Source organism: Novosphingobium sp. 63-713 (assembly GCF_001898925.1).
Classification (GTDB): domain Bacteria; phylum Pseudomonadota; class Alphaproteobacteria; order Sphingomonadales; family Sphingomonadaceae; genus Novosphingobium.
Map to the genome: position 1 here is coordinate 17,646 of NZ_MKVS01000046.1, position 23,260 is coordinate 40,905.

Sequence of the window (23,260 nt, forward strand, 5' to 3'; positions counted from 1 at the left end):
ATGAGTGGCGCGCGCGTCAGCCATGGGGCCCCTCACGCGCGGCAATGGCACCCGCGAGATAGCGCAGCGCCCGTCGGAAAGCGGCCCATGCCAGCACCGTGCCGCCAATCACGACCACCGCCAGCGAGGAACCAAGGGCTGCTTCGGAGTGGAACACATATTGCGTGAGCGCGGCGACAATCGCCGGACCTGCGCCCAGCCCGAGCAGGGTGAAAACAAAGAGAAAGAAAGCCAGCAGCCGTGCGCGCACCTGCGCCGGGGCGATCATCGCCATCACCGAGGAGACATAGACCATGAAAGGCACGGTGATGAATTGCGCCACGCAGTAGCAGGCGAGGAACACCCAGACATTGGCGGCAAAAAACATATAGGCGATCACCGGAAACAGACCCAGGATCAGCCAGCCATAGAAGCGCAGATGCGCATCCTTCATGCCGCGTGCGAACAATTTGTCCACGATCCAGCCGTTCAGCACGAGGCTGACCGCCGAGATGATGTTCATGATCGAGAGGGCGGGGCCATATTGCACCGGCTTCCACCCGAAATGGCGCTCGATATAGGTGGGCACCCAATTGGTCATCGAATAGCCGCAGATCGCCAGCGCCGAGGTGCCGATCAGCATCAGCCCCAGCAGACGCCAGTTGCCGCGCACGAAGTCCATGGTGACGGCGCGGGCATTGGCCTGGTCGTTTTCCCCGGCCAGACGGCGGCGCGGCGGATCGGGAAAGGTGAAGACCAGCAGGCCCAGCAAGAGTCCGGGCAGGCCCACCATCATCATCACCAATTGCCACGGCTGGCTGGCCGCGTGAAAGGGCAGGGTCATGCCCTTATGCGCGGTGGCCCATGCAATCGCGATGCCGCCAAGGCCAAAGGCCGTGGCCGAGCCGACCTTGCCCGCCATCTGAAAGGTGGAGGTGGCCCGCGTCAGCAGATGGGGCGGGAAAGCGTCCGCAATCAGCGAATAGGCGGCGGGCAGCAAAGCCGCCTCGCCCGCGCCCACCAGAATGCGCGCGGCCAGCAGGCCCTCGTAACTTTGCGCATAGCCGCAGGCGATGGTGGCGCAGGCCCAGACCATCACCCCGCCGCAAATGATCCACCGCCGCGAATAACGGTCCGAGGCCCAGCCCAAGGGCAGGCCAAACACCGCATAGAAAATCGCAAAGGAGGTCGATGTCACCATGCTGACCTGAACATCGGTGAGCAGCAGGTGCTTTTTGATCGGGCTGACCAGCATGGAGAGGATCAGCCGGTCCACCCAGCTTTGCACATAGAGCAGGAACAGCACCGCGACCATCCACCAGCTGCGGCTCAGGTTTTGAGGTTGGTTTTCCATCGCGGCGCTCTCTGGTTCAGCGGACAGGCAGGGCGGACAGTTGGGCGATCTTCAATTTGCCCAATTGGGCCAGATGCACCTCGTCCGGGCCATCGGTCAGGCGGACATAGCGCGCGTTGATAAAGGCGCTGGCCACCGGAAAGTCCTTGGACAGGCCGATGCCGCCATGGACCTGTATCGCGCGGTCGGTCACGGTTTGCGCCATGCGCGGGGCAACGATCTTGATCGCGGCGATCAGATCCTTGGCCGCCTTGTTGCCATAGCGGTCCATCGCATCGGCGGCCTTGAGCGTAAGCAGCCGCGCCTGTTCGACCTCGCAGAAGGAGAGGGCGACTTCCTGACGGATGCTGCCCTGATCGGCCAGCTTGCGGCCAAAGGCGACGCGTTCATTCACGCGGCGCGCCATATATTCCAGCGCGCGCTGGGCCTGCCCGATCACGCGCATGCAATGGTGGATGCGGCCGGGCCCGAGGCGGCCCTGCGCGATTTCAAACCCGCGCCCCTCGCCCAGCACCATATTGGCGGCCGGAACGCGCACATTGGTAAAGCTGACCTCGGCATGGCCGGTGGGCGAATGATAGGTGCCCAGCACGTCGAGCGGGCGGACAATCTCGATGCCCGGCGTATCGCGCGGCACAAGGATCATCGAATGCTGCTGATGCTTGCTGCGGCTTTCATCGGGCGTGCGGCCCAGCACGATGAACAGCTTGGTGTTGGGATCGCAGGCGCTGGAGATCCACCACTTGCGACCATTGATGACATATTCATCGCCATCGCGGACAATCGAGGTTTCGATATTGGTGGCGTCCGAGGATGCCACCGCCGGTTCGGTCATCACATAGGAAGAGCGGATCTCGCCCGCCATCAGGGGCGTCAGCCATTGTTCCTGCTGCTCCGGCGTGCCGTAACGGGCGAGCACTTCCATATTGCCCGAATCCGGCGCGGCGCAGTTGAAATATTCCGAAGCGCCGATCACGCGCCCCATGATCTCGGCCAGCGGGGCATATTCCAGATTGGTCAGGCCCGGGCTGAAGGCGCCATATTCATGGGGCAGGAACAGGTTCCACAAGCCCGCATCCCTGGCCTTGGCCTTGATGGCTTCGGTGCCGTGCCAGCGTTTCCACGCATTGGCCGGATCGGCGTGAAAGCGGTCGCGCTCCTTTTCGATGGGGTAGACATAGGCGTCCATGAAGGTGGTCAATTGCGCGGAAAGCGCCTTCACCTTGTCGGAATATTCAAAATCCATCGGGGTGAACCCTTTGCGAAGTGAGGATTTTTAGAGGGTGAGGCCGCCATCGACGATGATGGTCTGGCCGCAGATGTAGCCGGCCAGCGGCGAGGCGAGGAACAGGGCGACACCCGCCATTTCCTCGACCGTGCCAAACCGGCGCAGGGGGATCTTGGCCAGCGCGCGCTCGCGGCGCTCGTCATTGTCCATCGTCACCTTGGTCATCTTGGTGTCGACCAGACTGGGCGCGATGCCGTTGACGCGGATGCCGTCGCCCGCCCATGCCTGCGCCAGCGTGCGCACTAGATTGACCGCGCCCGCCTTGGATGCGGCATAGGCCGGATTGCCCATCGTGGCGCGAAAGGCGCCGATGGAGCTGACGACGATGACGGCGCCCTTGGCGGCGGAGAGTTCGGCGTGGAAGCGCTGCGAAATATGCATCACGCTGCCCAGATTGACCGCCATCACCTTGTCCCAGCCTTCGGGGGTGAATTCCTGACGGCGGTAAAGCACCGCGCCCTGCGAATGGATCAGGATATCGATGGTATCAAAGGGCGCGGGGGCGGCGGCAATCGCGGCCGGATCGCTGACATCGACCTGCGTATAGGACAGGCCCGAGAGGTCGGACCCTTCTTCGCCCGCATAATCGGTCGCGGCGGCGCGCGTGCCCCAGACATGGACATGGGCGCCCGCGTCAAACAGCGCGCGGGCAATGCCATTGCCGATCCCGCTGGATCCGCCAATGACCAGCGCGTTTTTGCCGGTGAAATCGAGTGGGTTCATCGGGCGGAAAACTCCCTTTAGCGGATGAGGCGCGCGGCGCGCTCGAACAGGTGGATGGCGCGGCCATGCAGGCGGTCGCCGACATCGCGCGGCGCCTTTCCGGCGCAGGCGCGGGCAAAGGTGCCTTCAAGCAGGATGCCCAGCTTGTAACAGGCCAGAACGTGATACCAGTCGACGGCCGACAGATTGCGGGCCGACCCTTCGACATAGCGCGCGATCAGTTCGGCGGGCGTGGGGAAGCCGTCCCATGGCGTGACCGACACCGTGCTGGCGCCGTCATTGTCCGGCCATGTGGCCAGAACCCAGCCCAGATCGAGCAGGGGATCGCCAATCGTGGCCAGTTCCCAATCGACAATCGCGGCCAGATCGGCGCTGTCGCGGCGATACATGACATTGGCCAGATGATAGTCGCCATGCATGATGCCGGGGATGAACGCGCCGGGGCGATGCGCATCGAGCCAGGCGCCCACCGCCCCCACATCGGGCAGCGCATCCGCGCCGGGCCATGCGGCAAGATCGGCATAGGAGGCCAGTTGATCGCGCCAGCGCGACACTTGCCGGTCAAGGAAACCTTCGGGTCGCCCGAAACCTTCAAGGCCCACGGCGCGGTAATTGACCCGTCCCAGCGCGGCAATGCCATCGACCAGCGCTAGCCCCATCGCATGGCGCATGGCGGGCGAGGAAGCATGAGGTTCCGGCAATTGTCCGATGGGGTTGAAGCCATCGACCGGCTCCATCAGATAGAAGGCGCAGCCCAGCACTTCCTCATCATCACAGGCCGCGATCAACGCCGGATGGGGCACCTCGCTGCCTGCCAATGCGCGCAGCACGCGGGCCTCGCGGCGCATCGTCTCGTTCGAATTGGCGCGCGGGTGCAAAGGGGGGCGGCGAAACACGAAGGTCCGCCCGTCCATGGCAAAGCGCAACAGGATATTCTGCGTGCCCCCCGCCAGCGTGGTGACGTCCTCGATCACGCCGCCGCCCAGTCCTTGAGCACGCATCCAAGCGCCCAGCGAATCGGTGTTTACGCCCAAATTCACAAGAGACATCCTCAACTTATGCGATGTGCAACCATCGTCTAATGCAAATGGATAATGCACTTGACGAAGGCGCTTGGCAATGAGATTTTGCACTCATGGTCAGACTTCAGAAACCACGGGCAGAGGAAAACGGGACGGGCGGCGCTGAGCAGATCAAGCGCATCGCGCTGCGTCTGTTTGCCGAACGCGGGGTCGATGGCGTGACGGTGCGCGAGATTGCGGCTGCGGCCGGACAGAAAAATCACGGCGCGGTGGGCTATCATTTCGGGTCCAAGGAAACGCTGGTGCGCGCGATCATCAAGGATGGCGCGGTGGAGCTGGACCGGCTGCGCAACAGCGCGCTTGATGCGATGGAGGCGGACGGCGGCCCGCGCCATCTGCGCGATGTGGTCGATGTGCTGATCGGTTCGGTCACGGCGCTGTCGGATGATGATTATGTGCGCTTCATCACGCTGTTCGGCATGACGCATCGCGATCTGATGATCGAGGCGATCGAGCCGGAATGGAACCATGCCTATGGCCGGTGTCTGGCGCATCTGCGCCGCCTGATGCCGGTGATGAGCGCGCAGATGCGCAACCAGCGTTTCGTTTTCATGGGCGCGCTGCTCAGTGCGGTGCTCTCGGCGCGGGCGCGGGCCTTGGCCGATCCCACGCGGACCCATGCGATGTGGACCGATGGCATGGGCCTTGAACATTTCGCGCAGGTGATGACCGCGATGCTGGCGGCCCCGGTCGATTTGCCGGATAGTGACGTTCAAATGGCTGATTCGAAAAGGCTTGCCGATCATGGGCCGCTTGGCCCGGTCGGATAGAATACGGGAGAGAGACAGTGGAAAGCGCGACCAAAACTGGCGCCTTTAATGCGGATATGCCGCTTGATGCCATGATGGCGGCGGCCTGCGCCCTGCGCGATGCGGGGCATGGGCGGGTGCAGACATGGTCGCGCAAGGTGTTCATCCCGCTCACGCAATTGTGCCGCGACCGGTGCCATTACTGCACCTTTGCCCAGCCGCCCCAGCCGGGCGAATCGCCCTATATGAGCCGCGAGGATGTGCTGGCCGTGGCGCGGGCCGGGGCGGCGGCGGGTTGCACCGAGGCCCTGTTCACCTTGGGCGACAAGCCGGAGTTGCGTTACAGCGCGGCGCGTGAGGCGCTGGCCAGGATGGGCTATGCCACCACGATTGATTACCTGATCGCGATGTGCGCGGCGGTGCGTGATGAAACGGGCCTGCTGCCCCATGTGAATGCGGGCGTGATGAGCCGCGAGGATATGGCGGCCCTGCGCGAGGTGTCCGTTTCGCAGGGGCTGATGCTCGAATCGCTCAGCCTGCGCCTGTGCGCCAAGGGCGGCCCGCATTACCGATCCCCGGACAAGGAGCCCGAGGCGCGGCTGGCCATGCTGCGTCAGGCGGGCGAATTGCGCGTGCCTTTCACCACCGGCATCCTGATCGGCATTGGCGAAACGCGCGAGGAACGGATTGAGGCGCTGGAGGCCATTGCCGCCGAGCACCGCCGTTACGGCCATGTGCAGGAAGTCATCGTCCAGAATTTCCGCGCCAAAGCCCGCACCCCCATGGCCGATGCGCCCGAGCCGGATCTCGACGATCTGCTCTGGACCATCGCGGCGGCGCGGCTGATTCTGGGGCCGGATATGAACATTCAGGCCCCGCCTAACCTCTCGGCGGATGATTTTCCGCGCCTGATCGCGGCGGGGATCAATGATTGGGGCGGGGTTTCGCCCGTCACCATCGACCATGTGAACCCCGAAGCGCCATGGCCCGAAGTCACCCGCCTGCGCGCCGGGACCGAGCATGCCGGGCGCAGCCTTGTCGCGCGCCTGCCCGCCTATCCGGCATGGCTGGGCGCCGATTGGCAGGCGCCCGCGATGCGCCGCGCGATTATGGCGGCGGGCGATGCGCAAGGATACGCGCGCGATGATATGTGGTCGCCCGGCGTGGCGCTGCCCAAGCGGGACGCGGTGGCCTCCGTCCTATCGGTTTCCTCCGAAATTGCCGATGCGGTGCAATCGGCGCTGGCGGGCGATGCGCTGGATGAGGATGCCATCGTCACGCTCTTTTCCGCGCGCGACGCTGATCTGGAGCATGTCTGCGCGGCGGCCGACAATCTGCGGCGACAGAAGAAGGGGGACGCCATCACCTATGTCGTCAACCGCAACATCAATTACACCAATATCTGCACCTTCAAATGCGGCTTCTGCGCCTTTTCCAAGGGCGATATGGCCGAGGCTTTGCGCGGTCGCCCCTATGACCTGTCGATGGACGAGGTGATCCGCCGCACCGCCGAGGCATGGGTGCGCGGGGCCACTGAAGTCTGTCTGCAAGGCGGTATCCATCCGCATTACACCGGCGAGACCTATATCAACCTGGCCAAGGCGGTGCGCGCGGCGGTGCCGGAAATGCATATCCACGCCTTCTCGCCGCTGGAGGTGTCGCAGGGGGCCAAGGCGTCGAACCTGTCGCTCGAAGGCTATCTGCGCGCGCTGAAAGAGGCGGGGCTGGATACCCTGCCGGGCACGGCGGCGGAGATCCTCGACGATGAGGTGCGCGATGTTATCTGCCCCGACAAGCTGACCACCGACGAATGGCTGGAGGTGATCGAGACGGCGCATCGCGTGGGGTTCAAGACCACCGCGACGATCATGTTCGGCCATGTCGAAACCCCGCATCACTGGGCGCGCCACCTGATCCGCATCCGCGATCTTCAGGAGCGTACCGGGGGCTTTACTGAATTCGTTCCTCTGCCCTTCATCCATATGGAGGCGCCGATGGCGATCAAGGGACAGGCCCGCCATGGCCCCACCTTCCGCGAGGTGCGGCTGATGCATGCCGTGGCGCGGTTGGTCTTCAACGGTCGCATCGATTCGATTCAGACCAGTTGGGTGAAACTAGGCGAGGAGGGGGTGAAGGCCTGCCTCAATTCGGGCGCCAATGATCTGGGCGGCACGTTGATGAATGAAAGCATCAGCCGCGCGGCGGGCGCCGCCCATGGGCAGGAAATGCCGCCCGAGGCGATGGAAGTCTTGATCCGCAGTATCGGGCGCGTGCCGGTGCAGCGCAGCACCGCCTATGGCGCGGTGGCGCAGGAAACTCACCAGCGCGGGCTGAATGCCGCCGCGCTGACCCCGATGATCCAGACCCCGCCGCGCAAGAAGCGCGAAGGGGCCAATGATAAAACAGAGAGGTTTGAACATGCAGGATAAGGCAACCATCGCCGTTCTGGGCGGCACGGGTAAGGAAGGCGGCGGGCTGGCGCTGCGCTGGGCGCACAAGGGCCACCGCGTCATCATCGGCGGGCGCAGCGCCGAGCGTGCGGGCGAGAGCGCGGCGGCGATGAATGCCACGCTGGGCGGTGAGAATGTGTCGGGCATGGCCAATGTCGATGCCGCCGCTGCGGCCGATATTGTCGTGCTGGCGGTGCCCTATGCCGCGCAGCAGGCCACGGTGCAGGAGGTTGCCGCTGGCCTTGCGGGCAAGATCCTGATCGACGTGACCGTGCCGCTGGTCCCGCCCAAGGTCAGTCGGGTGCATATTCCCGAGGGCGGATCGGCGGTTGAGGCGGTGCAGAAGATGCTGGGCGAGGGCGTCCGGGTGGTTTCGGCTTTCCAGAACATTTCGGCCCATCACCTGACCAAGCTGGACGAAGAGATCGAATGCGACGTTCTGGTCTGCGCCGATGATGGCGCGGCGGGCGATGAGGTGGTGGCGCTGGCGCAGGAAATCGGCCTGCGCGCATGGTATGCCGGCCCCCTGTGCAATTCGATTGTTGCCGAGGGGCTGACCTCTGTGCTGATCGCGCTCAACCGGCGGTATAAGGTGCCGGGCGCGGGCATCCGGATTACGGGCGTATAAGATCCCATGGGCGCACCTACTCTCTCGATCCATGCCTTGCCCGGCGTGCCGCTGATCGCGCCGGGCGATGATCTGGGGCGGGTGATCCTTGATGCGCTGGGCGCGGGCGGGCTGGCCTTGCGCGATGGCGACATCATCGTGCTGGCGCAAAAGATCGTGTCCAAGGCGGAGGGGCGCGCCGTGCCGCTTTCGGGGGTGCGCCCTTCATTTGCGGCGCAGGATCTGGCCACGCGCTGCGACAAGGATGCGCGGTTGGTCGAGCTGATCCTGTCGGAAACAGACCGGGTGATGCGGGTGCGGCGCGGGGTGCTGATCGTGCGGCATCGGCTGGGTTTTGTGCTGGCCAATGCCGGGATCGATCAATCCAATGTCGATCAGGGCGAGGAGCCTGTGGCGCTGCTGCTCCCGCTGGACCCCGACGCGAGCGCGGCGGCGATCCGTGGCGCATTGCGGCATGCGACCGGCGCCGATGTGGCGGTGGTCATCATCGACAGTTTCGGCCGGGCGTGGCGCAATGGCACATGCGGCGTGGCCATCGGCTGCGCTGGCATGGCGGGCCTGCTCGATCTGCGCGGCACGCCCGATCTCTATGGCCGCGAACTGGCGACCAGCGAGTTGGGCCTTGCCGATGAGGTGGCGGCGGCGGCTTCGCTGGCCATGGGGCAGGCGGCGGAAGGATCGCCCATCGTGCTGCTGCGCGGAGTGGCCTACGGTCGGCGTGAAGGCAAGGCGGCGGAATTGATCCGCGCGCCGGAAATGGATCTGTTCCCATGAGCATATTGGCAATTGCGGGCGGGGTCGGCGGGGCCAAACTGGCGGCGGGGCTGGCGGCGGTCTTGCCTGCGGGCGAATTGACCATCGCGGTCAACACCGGCGATGATTTTGAACATATGGGCCTGACCATCTGTCCCGACATTGATTCTGTCACCTATGCCTTGGCGGGGATGAACAACCGCGAAAAGGGCTGGGGCGTGGCGGGCGAGACATGGGCTTTTATGGACATGGTGGGCAAGCTGGGCGGAGAGACATGGTTTGCGCTGGGCGATCGCGATCTGGCCACGCATATTTTGCGCACGCAGGCTTTGCGCGGGGGGCAAAGCCTCTCGGCGGTGGTGGCGCGGATGACGGCGGCGCTGGGCATTGGCCAAAGGCTCGTGCCGATGAGCGATGATCCGGTGCGCACGATTGTCTCGACCGACGAGGGTGATCTGGCCTTTCAGGATTATTTTGTACGGCGGCAATGCGCGCCTGTGTTCCGGGCGATCCGGTTCGACGGGGCGGAGCGGGCGCATATGGCGCAGGATTTCGCGGCGGCTCTGGCCGATCCGGGGCTGGAGGCGATTGTCTTTTGCCCGTCCAATCCGATCCTTTCGATTGCGCCGATCCTGTCGGTGCCGGGGGTGCGCGATGCGTTGATGGGGCGGCGGGTGCCTGCCGTGGCGCTCTCGCCCTTTATTGCGGGGCAAGCGATCAAGGGGCCGGCGGCCAAGATCATGGGCGAACTGGGCCTTGGCACGACGCCGGGCGCGGTGGCGGACCAATATGCCGGGCTGATCGACGGGTTGATGGTGGACAGCGCGGATGCCGGGGCGCTTGATGGCGTGGTGGTCTGCGCGACCGACACGTTGATGCGCGACCCGGCGGATCAGGCAAGGCTGGCGCGTGAAGTGCTGGGCTTTGCCCGCAAGCTGGTGGATTGAGGCGATGGCGCGGCCGGTCATCCTGATCCCGGTCAAACCCTTTGCGCAGGGTAAGTCGCGGCTGGCGGGCGTGATGGATGAGGCCGCGCGCGAGGCTTTAGCGCGGCGGCTGTTTGCCCATGTTCTGGAGCAGGCGAAGCAAGTTGCCGATGTGCTGGTGGTCAGCCGCGACGAGGATGCGTTGGCGCAGGCGCGCGGCGCGGGCGCGATGGCGCTGCGCGAGACATGGGCGGGGCATAATCCCGCACTGGCGCAGGCTTTGCTGAAACTGGACCAGATGGCGCGCGCGCCGGTGCTGATCGTCAGTTCGGATCTGCCCTTGCTGGGCGTGCAGGATCTGCGGGCGATGCTGGCGCCGCCGATGGGTGTCTCGGTGATGATCGCTACGGACACGGCGGGGCAGGGGACCAATGCGCTCTATCTGGCCCATCCCGCGATCCTTGCCCTGCGCTTTGGACCGGGCAGCCGCGCCGCGCATGAGCGCGAGGCGCGGCGCGCGGGGCTGGGCTGCCGGGTGATCCGGCGCGAGGGGCTGGCGCGCGATCTGGATGTGCCGGAGGATCTGCCTATTTTGCTCTCAAGGGCATAATTGGCTTGTGTGATCCGGGCTGGAATGCCTATAATTCTGCATCACAGTATAGATTCATAAAGAGAGGATGAGGCATGGCGGAAGCCTATATCGTGGCCGTGGCGCGTTCGGCCGGGGGCAAGCGCGGCGGGCGGCTGGCCGGGGTGCATCCGGCGGATCTGGCCGGGCGGGTGCTGGCCGGTTTGATCGACCGGGCGGGGGCTGATCCCCATGCGGTTGAGGATGTCATCATGGGCTGTGCCTGCCCTGGCGGTGAGCAGGGCGCCAATATCGCCCGCAACGCGGTGCTGGCGGGCGGATTACCCGAATCGGTGCCCGGCACCCATGTCGACCGCCAATGCGGATCGAGCCAACAGGCCGTCCACTTTGCCGCCGCCACGGTCATGGCGGGGGTGATGGACGTGGTGATCGCGGCGGGCGTCGAGAGCATGACCCGCGTGCCGATGGGCCTGCCCTGGACGCTGGCGGCCAAGCATGGTTTCGGCACATACCGCAGCCCCGGCATCGAGGCGCGCTATCCCGACACGCCCTTCAGCCAGTTTGGCGGGGCCGAAATGCTGGCCAAGAAATATGGCCTGACGCGCGATGTGCTGGATGCCTATGCGCTGGAAAGTCATCGCCGCGCCGCCGCCGCGACAGCAGAGGGCAAGTTTGACGCCGAAATCATCCCGCTGGAAGTGGTCACGCCCGAAGGTGAGACGGTGATCCACAAGACCGACGAAGGCATCCGCGCCGATGCCAGCCTCGAAAAGATCAGCAGCGTCAAATTGCTGACCGAGGGCGGCGTCATCAGCGCGGCCAATGCCAGCCAGATCTGCGACGGCGCTGCGGCGGTGCTGGTGGTCAACGAGCGCGGGCTGAAGGCGTTGGGGTTGAAGCCCTTGGCCCGCATCCATCAGATGACCGTCCTTGGCCACGATCCCGTCATCATGCTCGAAGCGCCGATCCCGGCCACCCAGCGCGCTCTGGCCAAGGCGGGTATGGGGATCGGAGACATCGACCTCTATGAAGTCAACGAGGCCTTTGCCCCGGTGCCTTTGGCTTGGGCGCAGGCGCTGAATGCCGATGCGGCGCGGATGAATGTGCATGGCGGGGCGATTGCGCTGGGCCATCCCCTTGGCGGGTCGGGGGCGAAGTTGATGTCGACCCTGGTCAGTGCGCTGCATTCGACCGGTGGGCGTTATGGCTTGCAGACCATGTGTGAGGCGGGCGGGATGGCCAATGTGACGATTGTGGAGAGGTTGTAAGAAAGGGAGAGTTTGCCTCCGGCGGGCAAAGGGCGAAAGCCCTTTGCAATCCCGTTAATGGGGTGGTGGCAAGATTGCCATGTTGGGGGGGTGATTATTAAAGCCTGCGGCGCGGAAAGGTCAGTCCTATCCGCGCCGCAGGCTTTATCATTTCGACATTGCGTCCGACACCCATTGGCCGAACCCAACACGCAACGCAGACAGTAACGGGAGCGCGAGGGTCTAGACCCTCGCACCTAAAACCCTTTCTTCAATTCCCGCCATCCAGCAACCGCCGCGCAATCACCTGCGCCTGAATCTCGCCCGCGCCTTCGAAGATATTCAAAATCCGCGCATCGGCCAGCAGGCGGCTGACGACATATTCCATGGCGAAACCGTTGCCGCCGTGGATCTGCAAGGCATTATCCGCCGCCGCCCATGCCACGCGCGCACCGATCAGCTTGGCCATGCCGGCTTCAAGGTCGCATCGCTTGCTCTCGTCCTTGCGGCGGGCGGCGAAATAGGTGAGCTGGCGCGCGCCCATGATTTCCGCCGCCATCATCGCCAGCTTGTTGGCCACGCGGGGAAATTCAATGATCGGGCGTCCGAATTGCTTGCGGTCCATTGCATAGGCAAGGCCGACGTCCAGCGAAGCCTGCGCCACGCCGATGGCGCGCGCAGCGGTCTGGATGCGCGCGCTTTCAAATGTGGCCATCAATTGCTTGAAGCCCTGCCCCTCGACCCCGCCCAGCAGGTTGGCGGAGCGAACGCGAAAATCGTCAAAGCCGATTTCGTATTCCTTCATGCCGCGATAGCCGATCACGCCGATCTCGCCCCCGCTCATGCCGGGGCTGGGGAAGGGGTTGGCCTCATCGCCGCGCATTTTAGGCGCGATCAGCATCGACAGACCGCTGTGGTTGCGCGTTTCCGGATTGGTGCGCACCAGCAGCGTCATCACATCGGCGCGGGCGGCATGGGTGATCCATGTCTTGTTGCCGCTGATGCTGTATTCCTCGCCGTTCAGCGTGGCGCGGGTGCGCAAAGAGCCAAGGTCGGACCCGGTATCAGGCTCGGTAAACACGGCGGTGGGCAGGATCGCGGCGCTGGCGATCTGGGGCAACCAGTGCTGCTTTTGCTCCAGCGTGCCGCCGGTCAGGATCAGTTCGGCGGCGATTTCGGACCGCGTGGCCAGCGAGCCGACCCCGATCCACCCGCGCGACAATTCTTCGGACACCACGCACATCGCGGTCTTGCCCATGCCCAGCCCGCCGAATTCCTCAGGGATGGTCATGGCGAACACGCCCATCTCGCCCAGTTCGTCGACCAGTTCGATGGGGATCAATTCGTCCTTCAAATGCCATTCGTGAGCATGGGGCGCGACCTTGTCATTCGACAGGGCAAAGAATTGATCGCGGATCAGGGTGAGCGTTTCATCCAGCCCGCAATTTTCCAGCGTCACCCGCCCGCGCGCATCCATCAGGTGGCGCGCGATGGCGGTTTTGACCTCTTGCGTCCCGCCCTCGCGGATCAGGCGGGTCAGGGCGGGGGCGTCGAGCGCATCGGCATTATCGCAGAGGTCAGCGGGGCGGATCACCTCGCCCTGATTCATCGCGATGCCGCCGCGCATCTGCGCGCCATATTCGGCAAACAGCAATTGGGCGAGCAGGGCCTCGACCTCGGTAAATTCCCCGGCCTGCTCCAGCGCGGCGGCCCATGTGGAAACCTCGCGCAGCAATTCGGCATAGGAGGCATACCAGCCAAAGCCATGGACGATATGCTGCTGCTCGTCGGCGGCCACGCGGTCCACCTTGCCCTCGGGCGTGGCGATGCGGGCCTTCACCTGCGGCTGGGCATGGGCGACAAAAGCCGCTGCCGCATCCGCCGCCTGGGAAAGCAGGGCGGTCAGCCCCGGCAGAACCATATCCGGCCATTTGGGCGTCATTCCTTATCCCCCGCTTGGCGTTTGTTCGCCGCCGCCATTGCCTTGGAGTCCAGCCCGCCGACAAGGTGGCCGGTCATCAACTGGTTATGCGCATGGGCCAGATGGTGCATGTGGAACACGCCATCCATCGCCTGACGCTTGCCGCGCAGATCCTCTACGAAATTGAACGCCTGCTTGGTCAGCGCCATGCCGAAACGGTCGCGTTCGACCAGTTCGGCGGCGATCTTGGCGACTTCCTCGCGCAGGGTTTCGCGCGGGAAGATCTCATTGACCATACCGAACTGATGGGCGCGGGCGGCCGGCATCCGGCGGCCCAGCAGGAGCAATTCACGCGCCACGCGGGGCGGCAATTCAAACGCATGGGCGAAATATTCCACGCCCGGCTGGGCCATGCGCAACACCGGGTCCTGAAAGAACGCATCCTCGGACGCGATAATCAGGTCGCACACCCACGCCAGCATCAGCCCGCCCGCGATGCACGCGCCCTGCACCATGGCGATCATCGGTTTGGGGATCTCCTGCCAGCGGCGGCACAGGCCCAGATAGCCGTCCTGTTCCAGCACATATTGCCGCTCGGCCCCTCCCTTGTTGGTGTGGTCCCACCACATCGTCGTGCGGTGGCGCGGCATGTGGCTGTCCTTTTCGGGAGTGCCGATGTCGTGGCCTGCGGAAAAATGCTTCCCCTCGCCGCCCAGCACGATGACCTTGACCTCATCATCCTCGACCGCGCGTTTGAACGCATCGTCCAATTGGCCCAGCAGGCGATAGTTCTGCGCATTGGAATATTGCGGGCGGTTCAGCATCACCCATGCCACGCCATCGGTGACGTTATAGGTGACGAATTCGGGTTCCTCGCTCATCGGCTCTATCCCCCTCAACGCGGCGCCATGCGGATGCCGCCGTCCAGCCGGACATCCTCGCCGTTCCAATAATCGTTCTCGATCATGGCCAGCGCCATGGCGGCAAATTCGGGCGGGCGGCCAAAACGCTTGGGAAAGGGCACGCTGGCGGCCAGCGATTGCTTTACCGCATCGGCCGCGCGCGCCATCAGCGGCGTGTCGAAAATGCCGGGCAGGATGCAGTTCACCCGGATGCCATCGTTCATCAGATCGCGCGCCATGGGCAGGGTCAGGCTGACGATCCCGCCCTTGGACGCGGCATAGGCTGCCTGACCGATCTGGCCATCCTCGGCGGCCACGCTGCCGGTGTTGATGATGACGCCGCGCGCGCCATCCTCCAGCGGCGAGAGATCCAGCATCCCCCGCGCCGATTTGGCGCAGCAGCGGAACGTGCCGATCAGGTTGATCTGGATGATCCGCTCGAATTGGTCGGTGGGGAAGGCTTTGGTTTCGCCGGTCGCCTTGTCACGCGAGGCGGTTTTGATGACATTGCCGGTGCCTGCGCAGTTCACCAAAATGCGCTCCTGCCCGTGGGCCGCGCGCGCCTTGGCGAAACCTGCATCCACGCTGGCCTCGTCGGTCACATCCACCTTGCAGAACAGGCCGCCGATGTCGGCCGCGACTTTTTCGCCGGTTTCCTCGTTGAAATCGAACAGGGCGACCTTGACCCCCTTGGCCGCCAAGGCGCGCGCCGTGGCCTCGCCAAGGCCCGAGGCACCGCCGGTGACAATGGCCGAAACGCTGGTGTCGAGTTGCATCAATTCTCTCCTCAAGCCTTGCGCTGGGCAATGACGCCATCGGCGGACAGCGCATCAAGCGCTTCGTCCGTCATGGGCAGCCAGTCCCGCAGGATCTCGTTGGTGTGCTCGCCCACGCGGGGGGGCTGGCGGCGGTAATCGGCGGGCGTGGCCGACAGCTTGCCCGGATAGGCGACTGTGGGGATCTCCACCCCATCCTCGCGCGTGAAACGGTGGACGGTGCCGCGCGCCTCGACAAAGGGGTCTTCGAACACGTCCTTGATGGTGTTGACCGGGCCGGAGGGCACGCCACAGGCCTCGAAACGGTCGATCAGGCTGTTGCGCGTGTGGGGACGGACCAGATCCTGCACGATGGCCTCAATCGCATCGCGGTTGATCAGGCGCGCGCGGCTGGTGGCGAAACGCGGATCATCGGCCAGATGGGCGGCATCCATTTCGATGCATAGCGCGCGGAACTGTCGGTCATTACCCACCGCGATAATCATCACGCCATCGGCCACTTCAAAGGTCTTGTACGGCACCACCGTGGGATGGCGATTGCCCAGCCGCCCCGGAACGACCCCGCCCACCAGCCAGTTCGAACCCTGATTGGCCAGCATGGCGATTTGCGTGTCGAGCAGGGAAATGTCGATCTGCTGCCCTTCGCCGGTGCGCTCGGCATGGCGCAGCGCGGCCAGGATCGAGACCGTGGCATACATGCCGGTGGACAGGTCCGCCATGGCCACGCCCGCGCGCAGCGGTCCGCCATCCTCTTCGCCGGTGATCGACATGAAGCCGCCCATGCCCTGCGCGACGAAATCATAGCCACCGCGTTTGGTATAGGGCCCGGTCTGGCCAAAGCCGGTGATCGAGCAATAGACAGCGCGCGGGTTGATCGCCTTCAGGCTTTCATAATCCAGCCCGTATTTCTTCAGCCCGCCGACCTTGAAATTTTCCACGATAATGTCAGCCCGCGCCGCCAGATCGCGGATCAGCGCCGCGCCATCGGGATGGGCCAGATTGATTGCGGCCGACCTCTTGTTGCGATTGGCGCAGAGGTAATAGGCGCTCTCGCCCAGTTCAGGCGCGCCATCGGGGCCGATCAGATTGGGCGGGCCCCAAGCGCGCGTATCGTCGCCCGCGCCGGGCAATTCGATCTTGATCACATCGGCGCCGAAATCGGCCAGAATCTGCGTTGACCACGGCCCGGCCAGCACGCGCGACAGGTCCAGCACCCGCACGCCATCAAGCGCGCGCGCGCTCATGCCGGTTTCTCGCAAGACTTGGTTGTGGTGGGCACGCGCCTGTCTCTCCCGTCCTGATTCTGATCTGTGGACTTGTTGCTCCTGCGATAGACTCTGGCGCGGGTGAGGGCAAGATATTTTGCACTAAGGGTTACTTTTGATTTTGCGCGATGGGCGTTGGCGCAACAGGATTTGCGACGAAAATGCTGGAATTCCGGCTTACTTATGGGCAAGATTCCTGTACTCTTGTGCAAATATCATAAGGGGATGGGATCATGGAGCAGCAGCACCCGCATATGGGCGCATCGGGATTGGCGGTGGCGCTGCTGGTCAATGTCCTGTTTGCGGCCAATGTCATCGCGATGAAGGTGGTGGTCGATGCCACCTCGCCGCTGTGGTCGATTGCGGCGCGCATGGGGGTGGTGGCGCTGGTCTGTGCGCCGTGGTTTCGTCTGCCGCGCGGGCGGGTGAAGGTGATCGCGGCCTATGGCGTGCTTAACGGCGGGCTGTTCTTGCTGCTGATGAACCTTGCGCTGCATCTGGCCACCAATGTCGGGGCGCTGGCGATTGTGGGGCAGCTCAGCGTGCCTTTCTCGCTTTTGCTGGGAGCGGTGGTGTTGAAAGAGCGCCTTTCGCCCGCGCGCGGGGTTGGGGTGGCGCTGGCGATTATCGGCGTGCTGGTGCTGGGCTTTGATCCGCGCATTGCCGGGGAATTGCCCGCCGTGCTGGTGATGGCGGGGGCGGCGATGGTGTGGGGCGGGGCGGCGCTGATCCAGCGGCGGCTGGGCGGGATCGGGGTGATGACCATTCAGGCGTGGAACGGGCTGATGGGGCTGGTGATGCTGGCGCCCTTTGCCGCGATGTTCGAGGCGGATAAATTCGGCCGCCTGTTCGCCATGCCCATGCCTGCTATGGGCTGGTTCGCCTTTACCAGCCTCGGTTCGACCGTGCTGGGGCAGGGGGCGCTGGCATGGCTGCTGCAACGCCATCCGATCAATGCGGTGATGCCGTTGATGCTGGCGGCGCCGGTGCTGGCGACCTGCTTTTCCGCGCTCTATTTCCATTCGCCCATCACGGCGATGATGGCGCTGGGCGGGGGGATCACGCTGGTGGGTGTGGCGATCATCGCCAAGGTAAAGTGAAATGGGGCAAAATGAAACCGGCCATCACGGGGAGAGCGTGATGGCCGGTTCGCTAAAGCGCGTTGTTCAGGCGCGCTCGAAAATGGCGGCAAGACCCTGACCGCCGCCGATGCACATGGTTTCGATGCCATAGCGGCCATTGCGCCGGTGCAGTTCGCGCATCAGATTGGCCAAAATGCGGCCCCCCGTGGCGCCGATCGGATGGCCCAGCGAAATGCCCGAACCATTGACGTTGAGCATCTCGTTGCGGCTGTCATCCGCGCTCCAGCCCCAGCCTTTGAGGCAGGCCAGAACCTGCGGGGCAAAGGCTTCGTTCAGCTCGACCAGATCGATATCGTTCCAGCCCATGCCGTTGCGGGCAAACAGCTTTTCCACTGCCGGTACCGGCCCGATGCCCATGCGCGAAGGATCGCAGCCCGCTGCCGCCCAGCTATGGAACCAGCCGATAGGCTCCAGCCCCAGCTCGGCCAGCTTGTCCTCGGCCACGACCAGACAGGCCGCGCCCGCATCGTTCTGCTGGCTGGCATTGCCCGCCGTGACCACGCCGTCCTTTTCGATCAGCGGCAGCTTGGCGAGCGATTCCGCCGTGGCGTCCTCGCGAATGCCCTCGTCGCGGGCAAATATGACGGGATCGCCCCGGCGCTGCGGCACGGCGACGGGCACCAGCTCATCGTCGAACTTGCCCGCCGCCCATGCGGCCGTGGCGCGCTGATGGCTGAGCGCGGCATAGGCGTCGCATTCCTGACGAGTGATGCCGTAATCGCGGGCCAGATTGTTGGCCGTCTCGATCATGCCGGAAATCACGCCATAGCGGGCAATCGGCTGCGACATCACGCGCCCGCGCGTCAGACGGTCATGCATGGTGGTCGAGCCCGAACGCGCGCCCCAGCGGTGGTCCATCGAGTAATATTCGACGTTGGACATGCTTTCCACGCCGCCCGCGATCACCACATCGGCCGCGCCCGTCTGGATACGCATGGCCGCATCGATCACGGCCTGAAGCCCAGAACCACATCGGCGGTCAAGCTGAACGCCCGGAATGCTTTCCGGCAATCCGGCGGCCAGCGCCGACCAGCGCCCGATGCAGGGCGCCTCGCCATTGCCATAGCCTTGGGAAAAGACCACATCGTCGATGCGTTCAGGATCGAGTTTGGTACGCTCCATCAACGCCTTGATGACAATGGCGCCCAGATCGCCCGCTGAGATGGATTTCAACGACCCGCCATATTTGCCGACAGCGGTGCGGATGGGGGCGACAATCGCGGCTCTGCGCATGATAAACTCTCCCTACCTCAGGCTTGTTCGGCCTGACGGATCATCGCCTTGGCGATGATGGTTTGCTGGATCTGGCTGGTGCCTTCGTAAATGCGCAGCAGGCGCACATCGCGATAGAAGCGTTCGACCTTGTACTCGGCCATATAGCCCGCGCCGCCAAAGATCTGCACTGCGCGGTCGGCCACCCGGCCCACCGCTTCGCTGGCGTGATACTTGAGAGCGGAGCATTCAAGGCTGACCTTCTCGCCCGCATCGAACCGCGCCGCGACCGAATTCATCAGCGCCTCGGTGGTCAGCATATCGACCTTCATATCGGCCAGCAGCGCCTGCATGAGCTGGAAATTGGCGATGCGCTGGCCAAATTGCTTGCGCTCCATCGCATATTGCAAGGCCATACCGATCAACCGGTCGCACATGCCCAGCGCCACCGCGGCAATATGGATGCGGCCCCGGTCCAGCACCTTCATCGCGGTTTTGAACCCCATGCCGGGCACGCCGCCGATGATGGCGCTGGCGGGCACGATCACATCCTCAAGGATGACATCGGTGGTGACGGCGCCCTTCTGGCCCATCTTCTTGTCCGGCTTGCCCAGCGAAATGCCCGGCGTATTGGCGGGCAGGATGAAGGCGGAAATGCCGCCTGCGCCCTTATTGTCCGGATCGGTGCGCGCCATCAGGGTAAAGACCGAGGCGCGCGGGGCGTTGGTGATATAGCGCTTGGTGCCGTTGATGCGGTAATGGTCGCCCTCGCGGATGGCGATGGTGCGCAAGGATGCCGCATCCGATCCGGCATCCGGCTCGGTCAGGCCAAAGCTGGCGATGGCCTCGCCGGTGGCGAATTTGGGCAGCCATTCGGCTTTTTGCTCGCTCGTGCCGTCCATCACGATGCCCTGGCTGCCGATGCCCACGGTCGTGCCGATCACGCTACGGAACACGATCGAGGCGCGGGTCAGCTCGCGGATCAGGCCCGCTTCCTCGGCCATGGTGCAGCCAAGACCGCCAAATTCCTCGGGCACGGAAATGCCGAAAAGACCCATTTCGCGCATCTGGTCGATAATCTCGGCGGGAACGGCATCGGCCTCTTCCACCGCGTCTTCGGCCGGGATCAGCCGTTCGTCGACAAAGCGGCGAACGGTGTCGCGCAGCATTTCAAAGGTTTCTGCGTCCACGGGTGAAACTCCTCATGGGTTGAAAGGGAAGCTCAATATTCGACGCCGGCCAGCATCGCGTCGGCCCCGTCCGCGCGGATCGCGGCCAATTGACCCGGTGAGACCTCACGCAGGATGATGGGCGCGCCGCAGAACATCGGCGCCACCGCGCGAAATGCATAGGCGTGCGGGCGCGGGCCATGGCGACAGGCATGGGCAAACAGGCGCGTGGCGGTAAACGGCCCATGCACGACAAGGCCCGGATAACCTTCCTCGCCCTGCGCATAGGGCAGGTCGTAATGGATGCGGTGGCTGTTGAAGGTGACGGCGGAAAAGCGGAAGAGATCGACGCTGTTGGGGTTCCAGATAGCGTCCTCGGCGGCGGGGGCCACATCGACCGGGATTACCGCAGGCGTGGTCGCGCCTGCATCGCGATAGACGATGGTTTGGCGTTCGGTGACGCGGATCTCGCCCGCCTGTTCGATGATGTGCTCGACCTCCAGCAGGATCAGATCGCCGCTGCGTCCGGATTTGTATTGCAGATCGCGGATGGTCGAGCGGCGGGTGGCGGGTTGACCCAATGTCAGGGCAGCGCCAAATTCCATGCGCCCCGCCGCGAACATGCGCCGGGGCAGGGAAATCGGCGGCATAAAGCCCCCGCGTTTGGGGTGGCCATCCGGGCCGATCTGATCTGCCGGTGCGATGGGCAGGAAGAAGGCCCAATGGGCCAGCGATGGCTGATGGGCCTCGACATCAAGGCTCTCGCCAATCGCGGCGGCAAAGCGGCGCAGCGCTTGCGGGTCCAGCACTTCGTTGCGGACTTCCTCGCGCCCGATCCATGTGCGCCAATGGGCCAGATCGCTTGTCGAAATGCTCATGCCACCAGTCCTTCGTCATGCAGCCGCCCGATGGCGCCGCCATCCAGCCCCAGAACCTGCGCCAAAACCTCATCGGTATGCTGGCCAAGTCGGGGGGCAGGGGCGAGGGGGCCGCGCGCTTCATCCGCCAATGTCGCGGCGGGGCCGGAGGCGAGATAGGTCAGGCCGCTGGGGTGGGTTAGCGATTGAAACAGCGGATTGGCGGTGAACAGGCGCGGGTCATGGGTCACGGCCTGATGCAGGCTTTGATATTGCCCCCATGTCACGCCGCCTGCGTCAAAGGCGGGTTTCAAGGCTTGCGTCTCGCGCTTGGCGAACGCCGCCTCGAACAGGGGAAAGAGCGCGGCGCGATGGGTGAAACGCGCGCCCTCGTCGCGGGCAAAGCTGACGCCCAGCGCGGCCTCAATGGCGCCCACCGCCTCGGACAGGTCCAGCACTTTGATAAGGCCGGTCCATTGGCGCGGGGTAATGGCCACCACGATCAGGCGCTGTCCATCGGCGGTGACGAAATCGCGGCCAAAGGCGCCGAACAGGTCATTGCCCATCCGGGGCCGGTCGCCGCCGGTCAGCACCTCGGCCACCTGGCCCAGATGCGAGAGGCTGCTGGCGGCAAGGTCGGACAAAGGCACACGAATTTCCGCGCCCACGCCCGACATACGCCGCCGCAACAGGGCCGAGGACGCCGCAAAGGCCGCATAGGCCCCGCCCAGCAGATCCCATGCGGGCAGGACATGATTGACCGGGCGGTCATCGTCCGCTGGCCCGGTCATCTGCGGCACGCCCACGGCGGCGTTGATCGTGTAATCCACCGCAGGCGAGCCATCGGCCCAGCCCATCACGCGCACGGTGATGATATCCTCGCGCCGGGCCTTCAGCGCCTCGTGGCTCAGGAAACCCTTCACCGGATAATTGGTCAGGAACACGCCGCCCTGATCCCCCGGCGCCGTGGCCAGCGCCACAGCCAGTTCGCGCCCCTCCGGGCGGCCGAGGTCGATGGCGATGCTCTTCTTGCCCTTGTTCAGCCCTTCCCAATAGAGGCTGGAGCCATCGGGCGCGAGCGGCCAGCGGCGATAGTCCGGCCCGCCGCCAATGGCGTCGAAACGGATCACTTCCGCGCCCATCTGCGCCATATGCAGCCCGGCGGAGGGGCCGGCGATAAAGGCCGCGCCCTCTACCACGCGCAGGCCATTGAGGAGGTCATACATGGGCCGGTTCCCCCAGCTTGACCAAGGTACGACCCAGATTGTCGCCGCTGAACAATCCGTTGAAGGCGGCCAGCGCGTTTTCGATGCCTTCATGCACCGTCTCGGCCTGACGGATCAGGCCTGCCTCGTGCCAGGCGATCATGTCGGCCATGAATTGCGGCTCCAGATCCTTGTGATCCAGCACGATGAAGCCTTCCATGCGGATGCTCTTGGTCATCAGCATGGTCAGGTTTTTGGGCACCGTGGGCGCATCGGTGACGTTATATTGCGAGATCATGCCGCAGATGGCGAAGCGCGCGAATTTGTTGGCAAGAGCCAGCGCAGCCTGCAGGTGATCGCCGCCGACATTCTCGAAATTGACGTCGATGCCCTTGACCCCCAAGGCTTTCACCTCGCGGGCGAGAGCCTTGGTCAGATTGGGTTCGGCCTTGTAATCAATCGCCGCATCGACGCCCACCGTGTCGAGCAGGAAGGCTTTCTTGCGCGCCCCGCCCGCTGCGCCAATGACCTTGCAGCCCTTGATCCGCGCGATCTGGCAGGCGATCGAACCCACCGCGCCCGATGCCGCCGAAACAAACACCACATCGCCTTCGCGCAAGGCGGCAATGCGGATCAGCCCGGCATAGGCGGTCAGGCCCGTCGATCCGGCAAAGCCCAGATAGGCGGAAGGGGGCAGGGCATCACGATCACGCTGCTCCAGCGCGGCGGCGGGGGCGTTGAACACCTCGCGCCAGCCAAGGCGGGAAAAGACCAGATCGCCGGGTTTGAAATCGGGATGCTGGGACGCAATAACCTCGCCAATCGCTGGCCCCTCCATCGGCGCGTCCAGCGCGAAGGGCGGGACGTAACTGGGCGCATCGCTCATCCGCCCGCGCATGGCCGGATCGACCGCCATGAACAGGTTGCGCACCTGCACCTCGCCCGCAGCTGGGGGCGGCACGTCGCGCGCGACAAGCGCAAAATCCTGAGCCACCGGCGCTCCAACGGGTCGGCGGATGAGGTGAATCTCTCGCGATTGCATC

The 23,260-nt window shown here is 64.5% G+C and carries 21 protein-coding genes; 8 read left to right on the forward strand and 13 right to left on the reverse strand.

Translation table 11 applies throughout. From position 1 onward, the window contains the following. Positions 1-16: 16 nt before the first annotated feature. Genes BGP00_RS17440 through BGP00_RS17455 form a run of 4 tightly spaced genes read right to left on the reverse strand, consistent with a single transcriptional unit; the run spans position 17 to position 4,384 of the window. Positions 17-1,333, reverse strand: coding sequence for an MFS transporter (locus BGP00_RS17440; protein WP_292691611.1), 1,317 nt, complete (start codon positions 1,331-1,333; stop codon positions 17-19). A 16-nt stretch (positions 1,334-1,349) separates the two neighbouring features. After that, positions 1,350-2,579 (reverse strand): acyl-CoA dehydrogenase family protein, encoded by a 1,230-nt coding sequence (locus BGP00_RS17445; protein WP_292691609.1) that lies wholly within the window; start codon positions 2,577-2,579, stop codon positions 1,350-1,352. Between the two features lie 30 nt (positions 2,580-2,609). Further along, positions 2,610-3,344 carry an SDR family oxidoreductase gene (locus BGP00_RS17450; RefSeq protein ID WP_292691606.1) on the reverse strand — a complete coding sequence of 245 codons (735 nt, stop codon included), beginning with the start codon at positions 3,342-3,344 and terminating at the stop codon, positions 2,610-2,612. A 17-nt stretch (positions 3,345-3,361) separates the two neighbouring features. Then, positions 3,362-4,384: a phosphotransferase family protein gene (locus BGP00_RS17455; RefSeq protein ID WP_292925795.1), complete on the reverse strand. Its 1,023-nt coding sequence runs from the start codon at positions 4,382-4,384 to the stop codon at positions 3,362-3,364. Positions 4,385-4,479: 95 nt separating this feature from the next. On the opposite strand from BGP00_RS17455, the gene BGP00_RS17460 reads away from it, so the two are divergent. The 7 genes from BGP00_RS17460 to BGP00_RS17490 all read left to right on the forward strand — a co-directional run bounded on the left by BGP00_RS17460 (position 4,480) and on the right by BGP00_RS17490 (position 11,789). Further along, positions 4,480-5,196: a TetR/AcrR family transcriptional regulator gene (locus BGP00_RS17460; RefSeq protein WP_292691602.1), complete on the forward strand. Its 717-nt coding sequence runs from the start codon at positions 4,480-4,482 to the stop codon at positions 5,194-5,196. Positions 5,197-5,252: 56 nt separating this feature from the next. After that, entirely contained in the window at positions 5,253-7,604 is a 2,352-nt protein-coding gene (gene cofH / locus BGP00_RS17465; protein WP_292691651.1) for a 5-amino-6-(D-ribitylamino)uracil--L-tyrosine 4-hydroxyphenyl transferase CofH, read from the forward strand. Continuing rightward, on the forward strand, positions 7,594-8,253 hold the full coding sequence (gene npdG, locus BGP00_RS17470; RefSeq protein WP_168605690.1) for an NADPH-dependent F420 reductase: 660 nt from the start codon (positions 7,594-7,596) through the stop codon (positions 8,251-8,253). The genes cofH and npdG overlap by 11 nt, the downstream gene beginning before the upstream one ends. A 6-nt stretch (positions 8,254-8,259) precedes the next feature. Continuing rightward, on the forward strand, positions 8,260-9,027 hold the full coding sequence (cofE, locus tag BGP00_RS17475) for a coenzyme F420-0:L-glutamate ligase (RefSeq protein WP_292691599.1): 768 nt from the start codon (positions 8,260-8,262) through the stop codon (positions 9,025-9,027). Further along, on the forward strand, positions 9,024-9,953 hold the full coding sequence (cofD, locus tag BGP00_RS17480) for a 2-phospho-L-lactate transferase (RefSeq protein WP_292691597.1): 930 nt from the start codon (positions 9,024-9,026) through the stop codon (positions 9,951-9,953). The genes cofE and cofD overlap by 4 nt, the downstream gene beginning before the upstream one ends. Further along, the gene (cofC, locus tag BGP00_RS17485; RefSeq protein ID WP_292691595.1) at positions 9,916-10,542 is read left to right on the forward strand and encodes a 2-phospho-L-lactate guanylyltransferase; all 627 of its coding nucleotides are present in this window, start codon (positions 9,916-9,918) and stop codon (positions 10,540-10,542) included. The genes cofD and cofC overlap by 38 nt, the downstream gene beginning before the upstream one ends. A 74-nt stretch (positions 10,543-10,616) precedes the next feature. Beyond that, positions 10,617-11,789 (forward strand): acetyl-CoA C-acetyltransferase, encoded by a 1,173-nt coding sequence (locus BGP00_RS17490; protein ID WP_292691593.1) that lies wholly within the window; start codon positions 10,617-10,619, stop codon positions 11,787-11,789. A 250-nt stretch (positions 11,790-12,039) separates the two neighbouring features. Here the strand turns inward: BGP00_RS17490 and BGP00_RS17495 are convergent, their stop codons facing one another. From BGP00_RS17495 to BGP00_RS17510, 4 genes are read right to left on the reverse strand one after another with little or no spacing between them, the layout of a single operon-like run. Then, positions 12,040-13,710 (reverse strand): acyl-CoA dehydrogenase family protein, encoded by a 1,671-nt coding sequence (locus BGP00_RS17495; protein ID WP_292691591.1) that lies wholly within the window; start codon positions 13,708-13,710, stop codon positions 12,040-12,042. Then, positions 13,707-14,570: an enoyl-CoA hydratase gene (locus BGP00_RS17500; RefSeq protein ID WP_292691589.1), complete on the reverse strand. Its 864-nt coding sequence runs from the start codon at positions 14,568-14,570 to the stop codon at positions 13,707-13,709. The genes BGP00_RS17495 and BGP00_RS17500 overlap by 4 nt, the downstream gene beginning before the upstream one ends. A 14-nt stretch (positions 14,571-14,584) precedes the next feature. Further along, positions 14,585-15,367 (reverse strand): SDR family NAD(P)-dependent oxidoreductase, encoded by a 783-nt coding sequence (locus BGP00_RS17505; protein WP_292691587.1) that lies wholly within the window; start codon positions 15,365-15,367, stop codon positions 14,585-14,587. An 11-nt stretch (positions 15,368-15,378) separates the two neighbouring features. Beyond that, positions 15,379-16,611, reverse strand: a complete 1,233-nt coding sequence (locus BGP00_RS17510) for a CaiB/BaiF CoA-transferase family protein (protein ID WP_292691585.1) — start codon at positions 16,609-16,611, stop codon at positions 15,379-15,381. A 254-nt stretch (positions 16,612-16,865) separates the two neighbouring features. Between BGP00_RS17510 and BGP00_RS17515 the strand changes: the two genes are divergently transcribed. Continuing rightward, complete coding sequence (locus BGP00_RS17515) at positions 16,866-17,732, forward strand: DMT family transporter (protein WP_292691583.1); 867 nt, start codon at positions 16,866-16,868, stop codon at positions 17,730-17,732. A 66-nt stretch (positions 17,733-17,798) separates the two neighbouring features. On the opposite strand, the gene BGP00_RS17520 is transcribed toward BGP00_RS17515, so the two are convergent. The 5 genes from BGP00_RS17520 to BGP00_RS17540 are packed head-to-tail and all read right to left on the reverse strand — an operon-like array spanning position 17,799 to position 23,259. Beyond that, positions 17,799-19,007, reverse strand: a complete 1,209-nt coding sequence (locus BGP00_RS17520) for an acetyl-CoA C-acetyltransferase (RefSeq protein ID WP_292691581.1) — start codon at positions 19,005-19,007, stop codon at positions 17,799-17,801. 17 nt (positions 19,008-19,024) lie between these two features. After that, complete coding sequence (locus tag BGP00_RS17525) at positions 19,025-20,176, reverse strand: acyl-CoA dehydrogenase family protein (protein WP_292691579.1); 1,152 nt, start codon at positions 20,174-20,176, stop codon at positions 19,025-19,027. Positions 20,177-20,208: 32 nt separating this feature from the next. Further along, positions 20,209-21,033 (reverse strand): MaoC family dehydratase N-terminal domain-containing protein, encoded by an 825-nt coding sequence (locus BGP00_RS17530; protein ID WP_292691578.1) that lies wholly within the window; start codon positions 21,031-21,033, stop codon positions 20,209-20,211. Continuing rightward, on the reverse strand, positions 21,030-22,238 hold the full coding sequence (locus tag BGP00_RS17535) for a CoA transferase (RefSeq protein ID WP_292691576.1): 1,209 nt from the start codon (positions 22,236-22,238) through the stop codon (positions 21,030-21,032). The genes BGP00_RS17530 and BGP00_RS17535 overlap by 4 nt, the downstream gene beginning before the upstream one ends. Continuing rightward, on the reverse strand, positions 22,231-23,259 hold the full coding sequence (locus BGP00_RS17540; RefSeq protein WP_292691574.1) for an NADP-dependent oxidoreductase: 1,029 nt from the start codon (positions 23,257-23,259) through the stop codon (positions 22,231-22,233). Before BGP00_RS17540 ends, BGP00_RS17535 begins: the two co-directional genes overlap by 8 nt. Position 23,260 lies beyond the last annotated feature (1 nt).

What these genes read in the sequence shown, in the direction of transcription:
- npdG (WP_168605690.1), top strand. Translation starts at nt 7,594, where the DNA reads ATGCAGGATAAGGCAACCATCGCCGTTCTGGGCGGCACGGGTAAGGAA.
- cofD (WP_292691597.1), top strand. Translation starts at nt 9,024, where the DNA reads ATGAGCATATTGGCAATTGCGGGCGGGGTCGGCGGGGCCAAACTGGCG.
- BGP00_RS17450 (WP_292691606.1), bottom strand. Translation starts at nt 3,344, where the DNA reads ATGAACCCACTCGATTTCACCGGCAAAAACGCGCTGGTCATTGGCGGA.
- BGP00_RS17460 (WP_292691602.1), top strand. Translation starts at nt 4,480, where the DNA reads ATGGTCAGACTTCAGAAACCACGGGCAGAGGAAAACGGGACGGGCGGC.
- BGP00_RS17535 (WP_292691576.1), bottom strand. Translation starts at nt 22,238, where the DNA reads ATGTATGACCTCCTCAATGGCCTGCGCGTGGTAGAGGGCGCGGCCTTT.
- BGP00_RS17540 (WP_292691574.1), bottom strand. Translation starts at nt 23,259, where the DNA reads ATGCAATCGCGAGAGATTCACCTCATCCGCCGACCCGTTGGAGCGCCG.
- BGP00_RS17510 (WP_292691585.1), bottom strand. Translation starts at nt 16,611, where the DNA reads ATGAGCGCGCGCGCGCTTGATGGCGTGCGGGTGCTGGACCTGTCGCGC.
- BGP00_RS17495 (WP_292691591.1), bottom strand. Translation starts at nt 13,710, where the DNA reads ATGACGCCCAAATGGCCGGATATGGTTCTGCCGGGGCTGACCGCCCTG.
- BGP00_RS17515 (WP_292691583.1), top strand. Translation starts at nt 16,866, where the DNA reads ATGGAGCAGCAGCACCCGCATATGGGCGCATCGGGATTGGCGGTGGCG.
- BGP00_RS17520 (WP_292691581.1), bottom strand. Translation starts at nt 19,007, where the DNA reads ATGCGCAGAGCCGCGATTGTCGCCCCCATCCGCACCGCTGTCGGCAAA.
- BGP00_RS17445 (WP_292691609.1), bottom strand. Translation starts at nt 2,579, where the DNA reads ATGGATTTTGAATATTCCGACAAGGTGAAGGCGCTTTCCGCGCAATTG.
- cofH (WP_292691651.1), top strand. Translation starts at nt 5,253, where the DNA reads ATGCCGCTTGATGCCATGATGGCGGCGGCCTGCGCCCTGCGCGATGCG.
- BGP00_RS17500 (WP_292691589.1), bottom strand. Translation starts at nt 14,570, where the DNA reads ATGAGCGAGGAACCCGAATTCGTCACCTATAACGTCACCGATGGCGTG.
- BGP00_RS17440 (WP_292691611.1), bottom strand. Translation starts at nt 1,333, where the DNA reads ATGGAAAACCAACCTCAAAACCTGAGCCGCAGCTGGTGGATGGTCGCG.
- cofE (WP_292691599.1), top strand. Translation starts at nt 8,260, where the DNA reads ATGGGCGCACCTACTCTCTCGATCCATGCCTTGCCCGGCGTGCCGCTG.
- BGP00_RS17505 (WP_292691587.1), bottom strand. Translation starts at nt 15,367, where the DNA reads ATGCAACTCGACACCAGCGTTTCGGCCATTGTCACCGGCGGTGCCTCG.
- BGP00_RS17490 (WP_292691593.1), top strand. Translation starts at nt 10,617, where the DNA reads ATGGCGGAAGCCTATATCGTGGCCGTGGCGCGTTCGGCCGGGGGCAAG.
- BGP00_RS17530 (WP_292691578.1), bottom strand. Translation starts at nt 21,033, where the DNA reads ATGAGCATTTCGACAAGCGATCTGGCCCATTGGCGCACATGGATCGGG.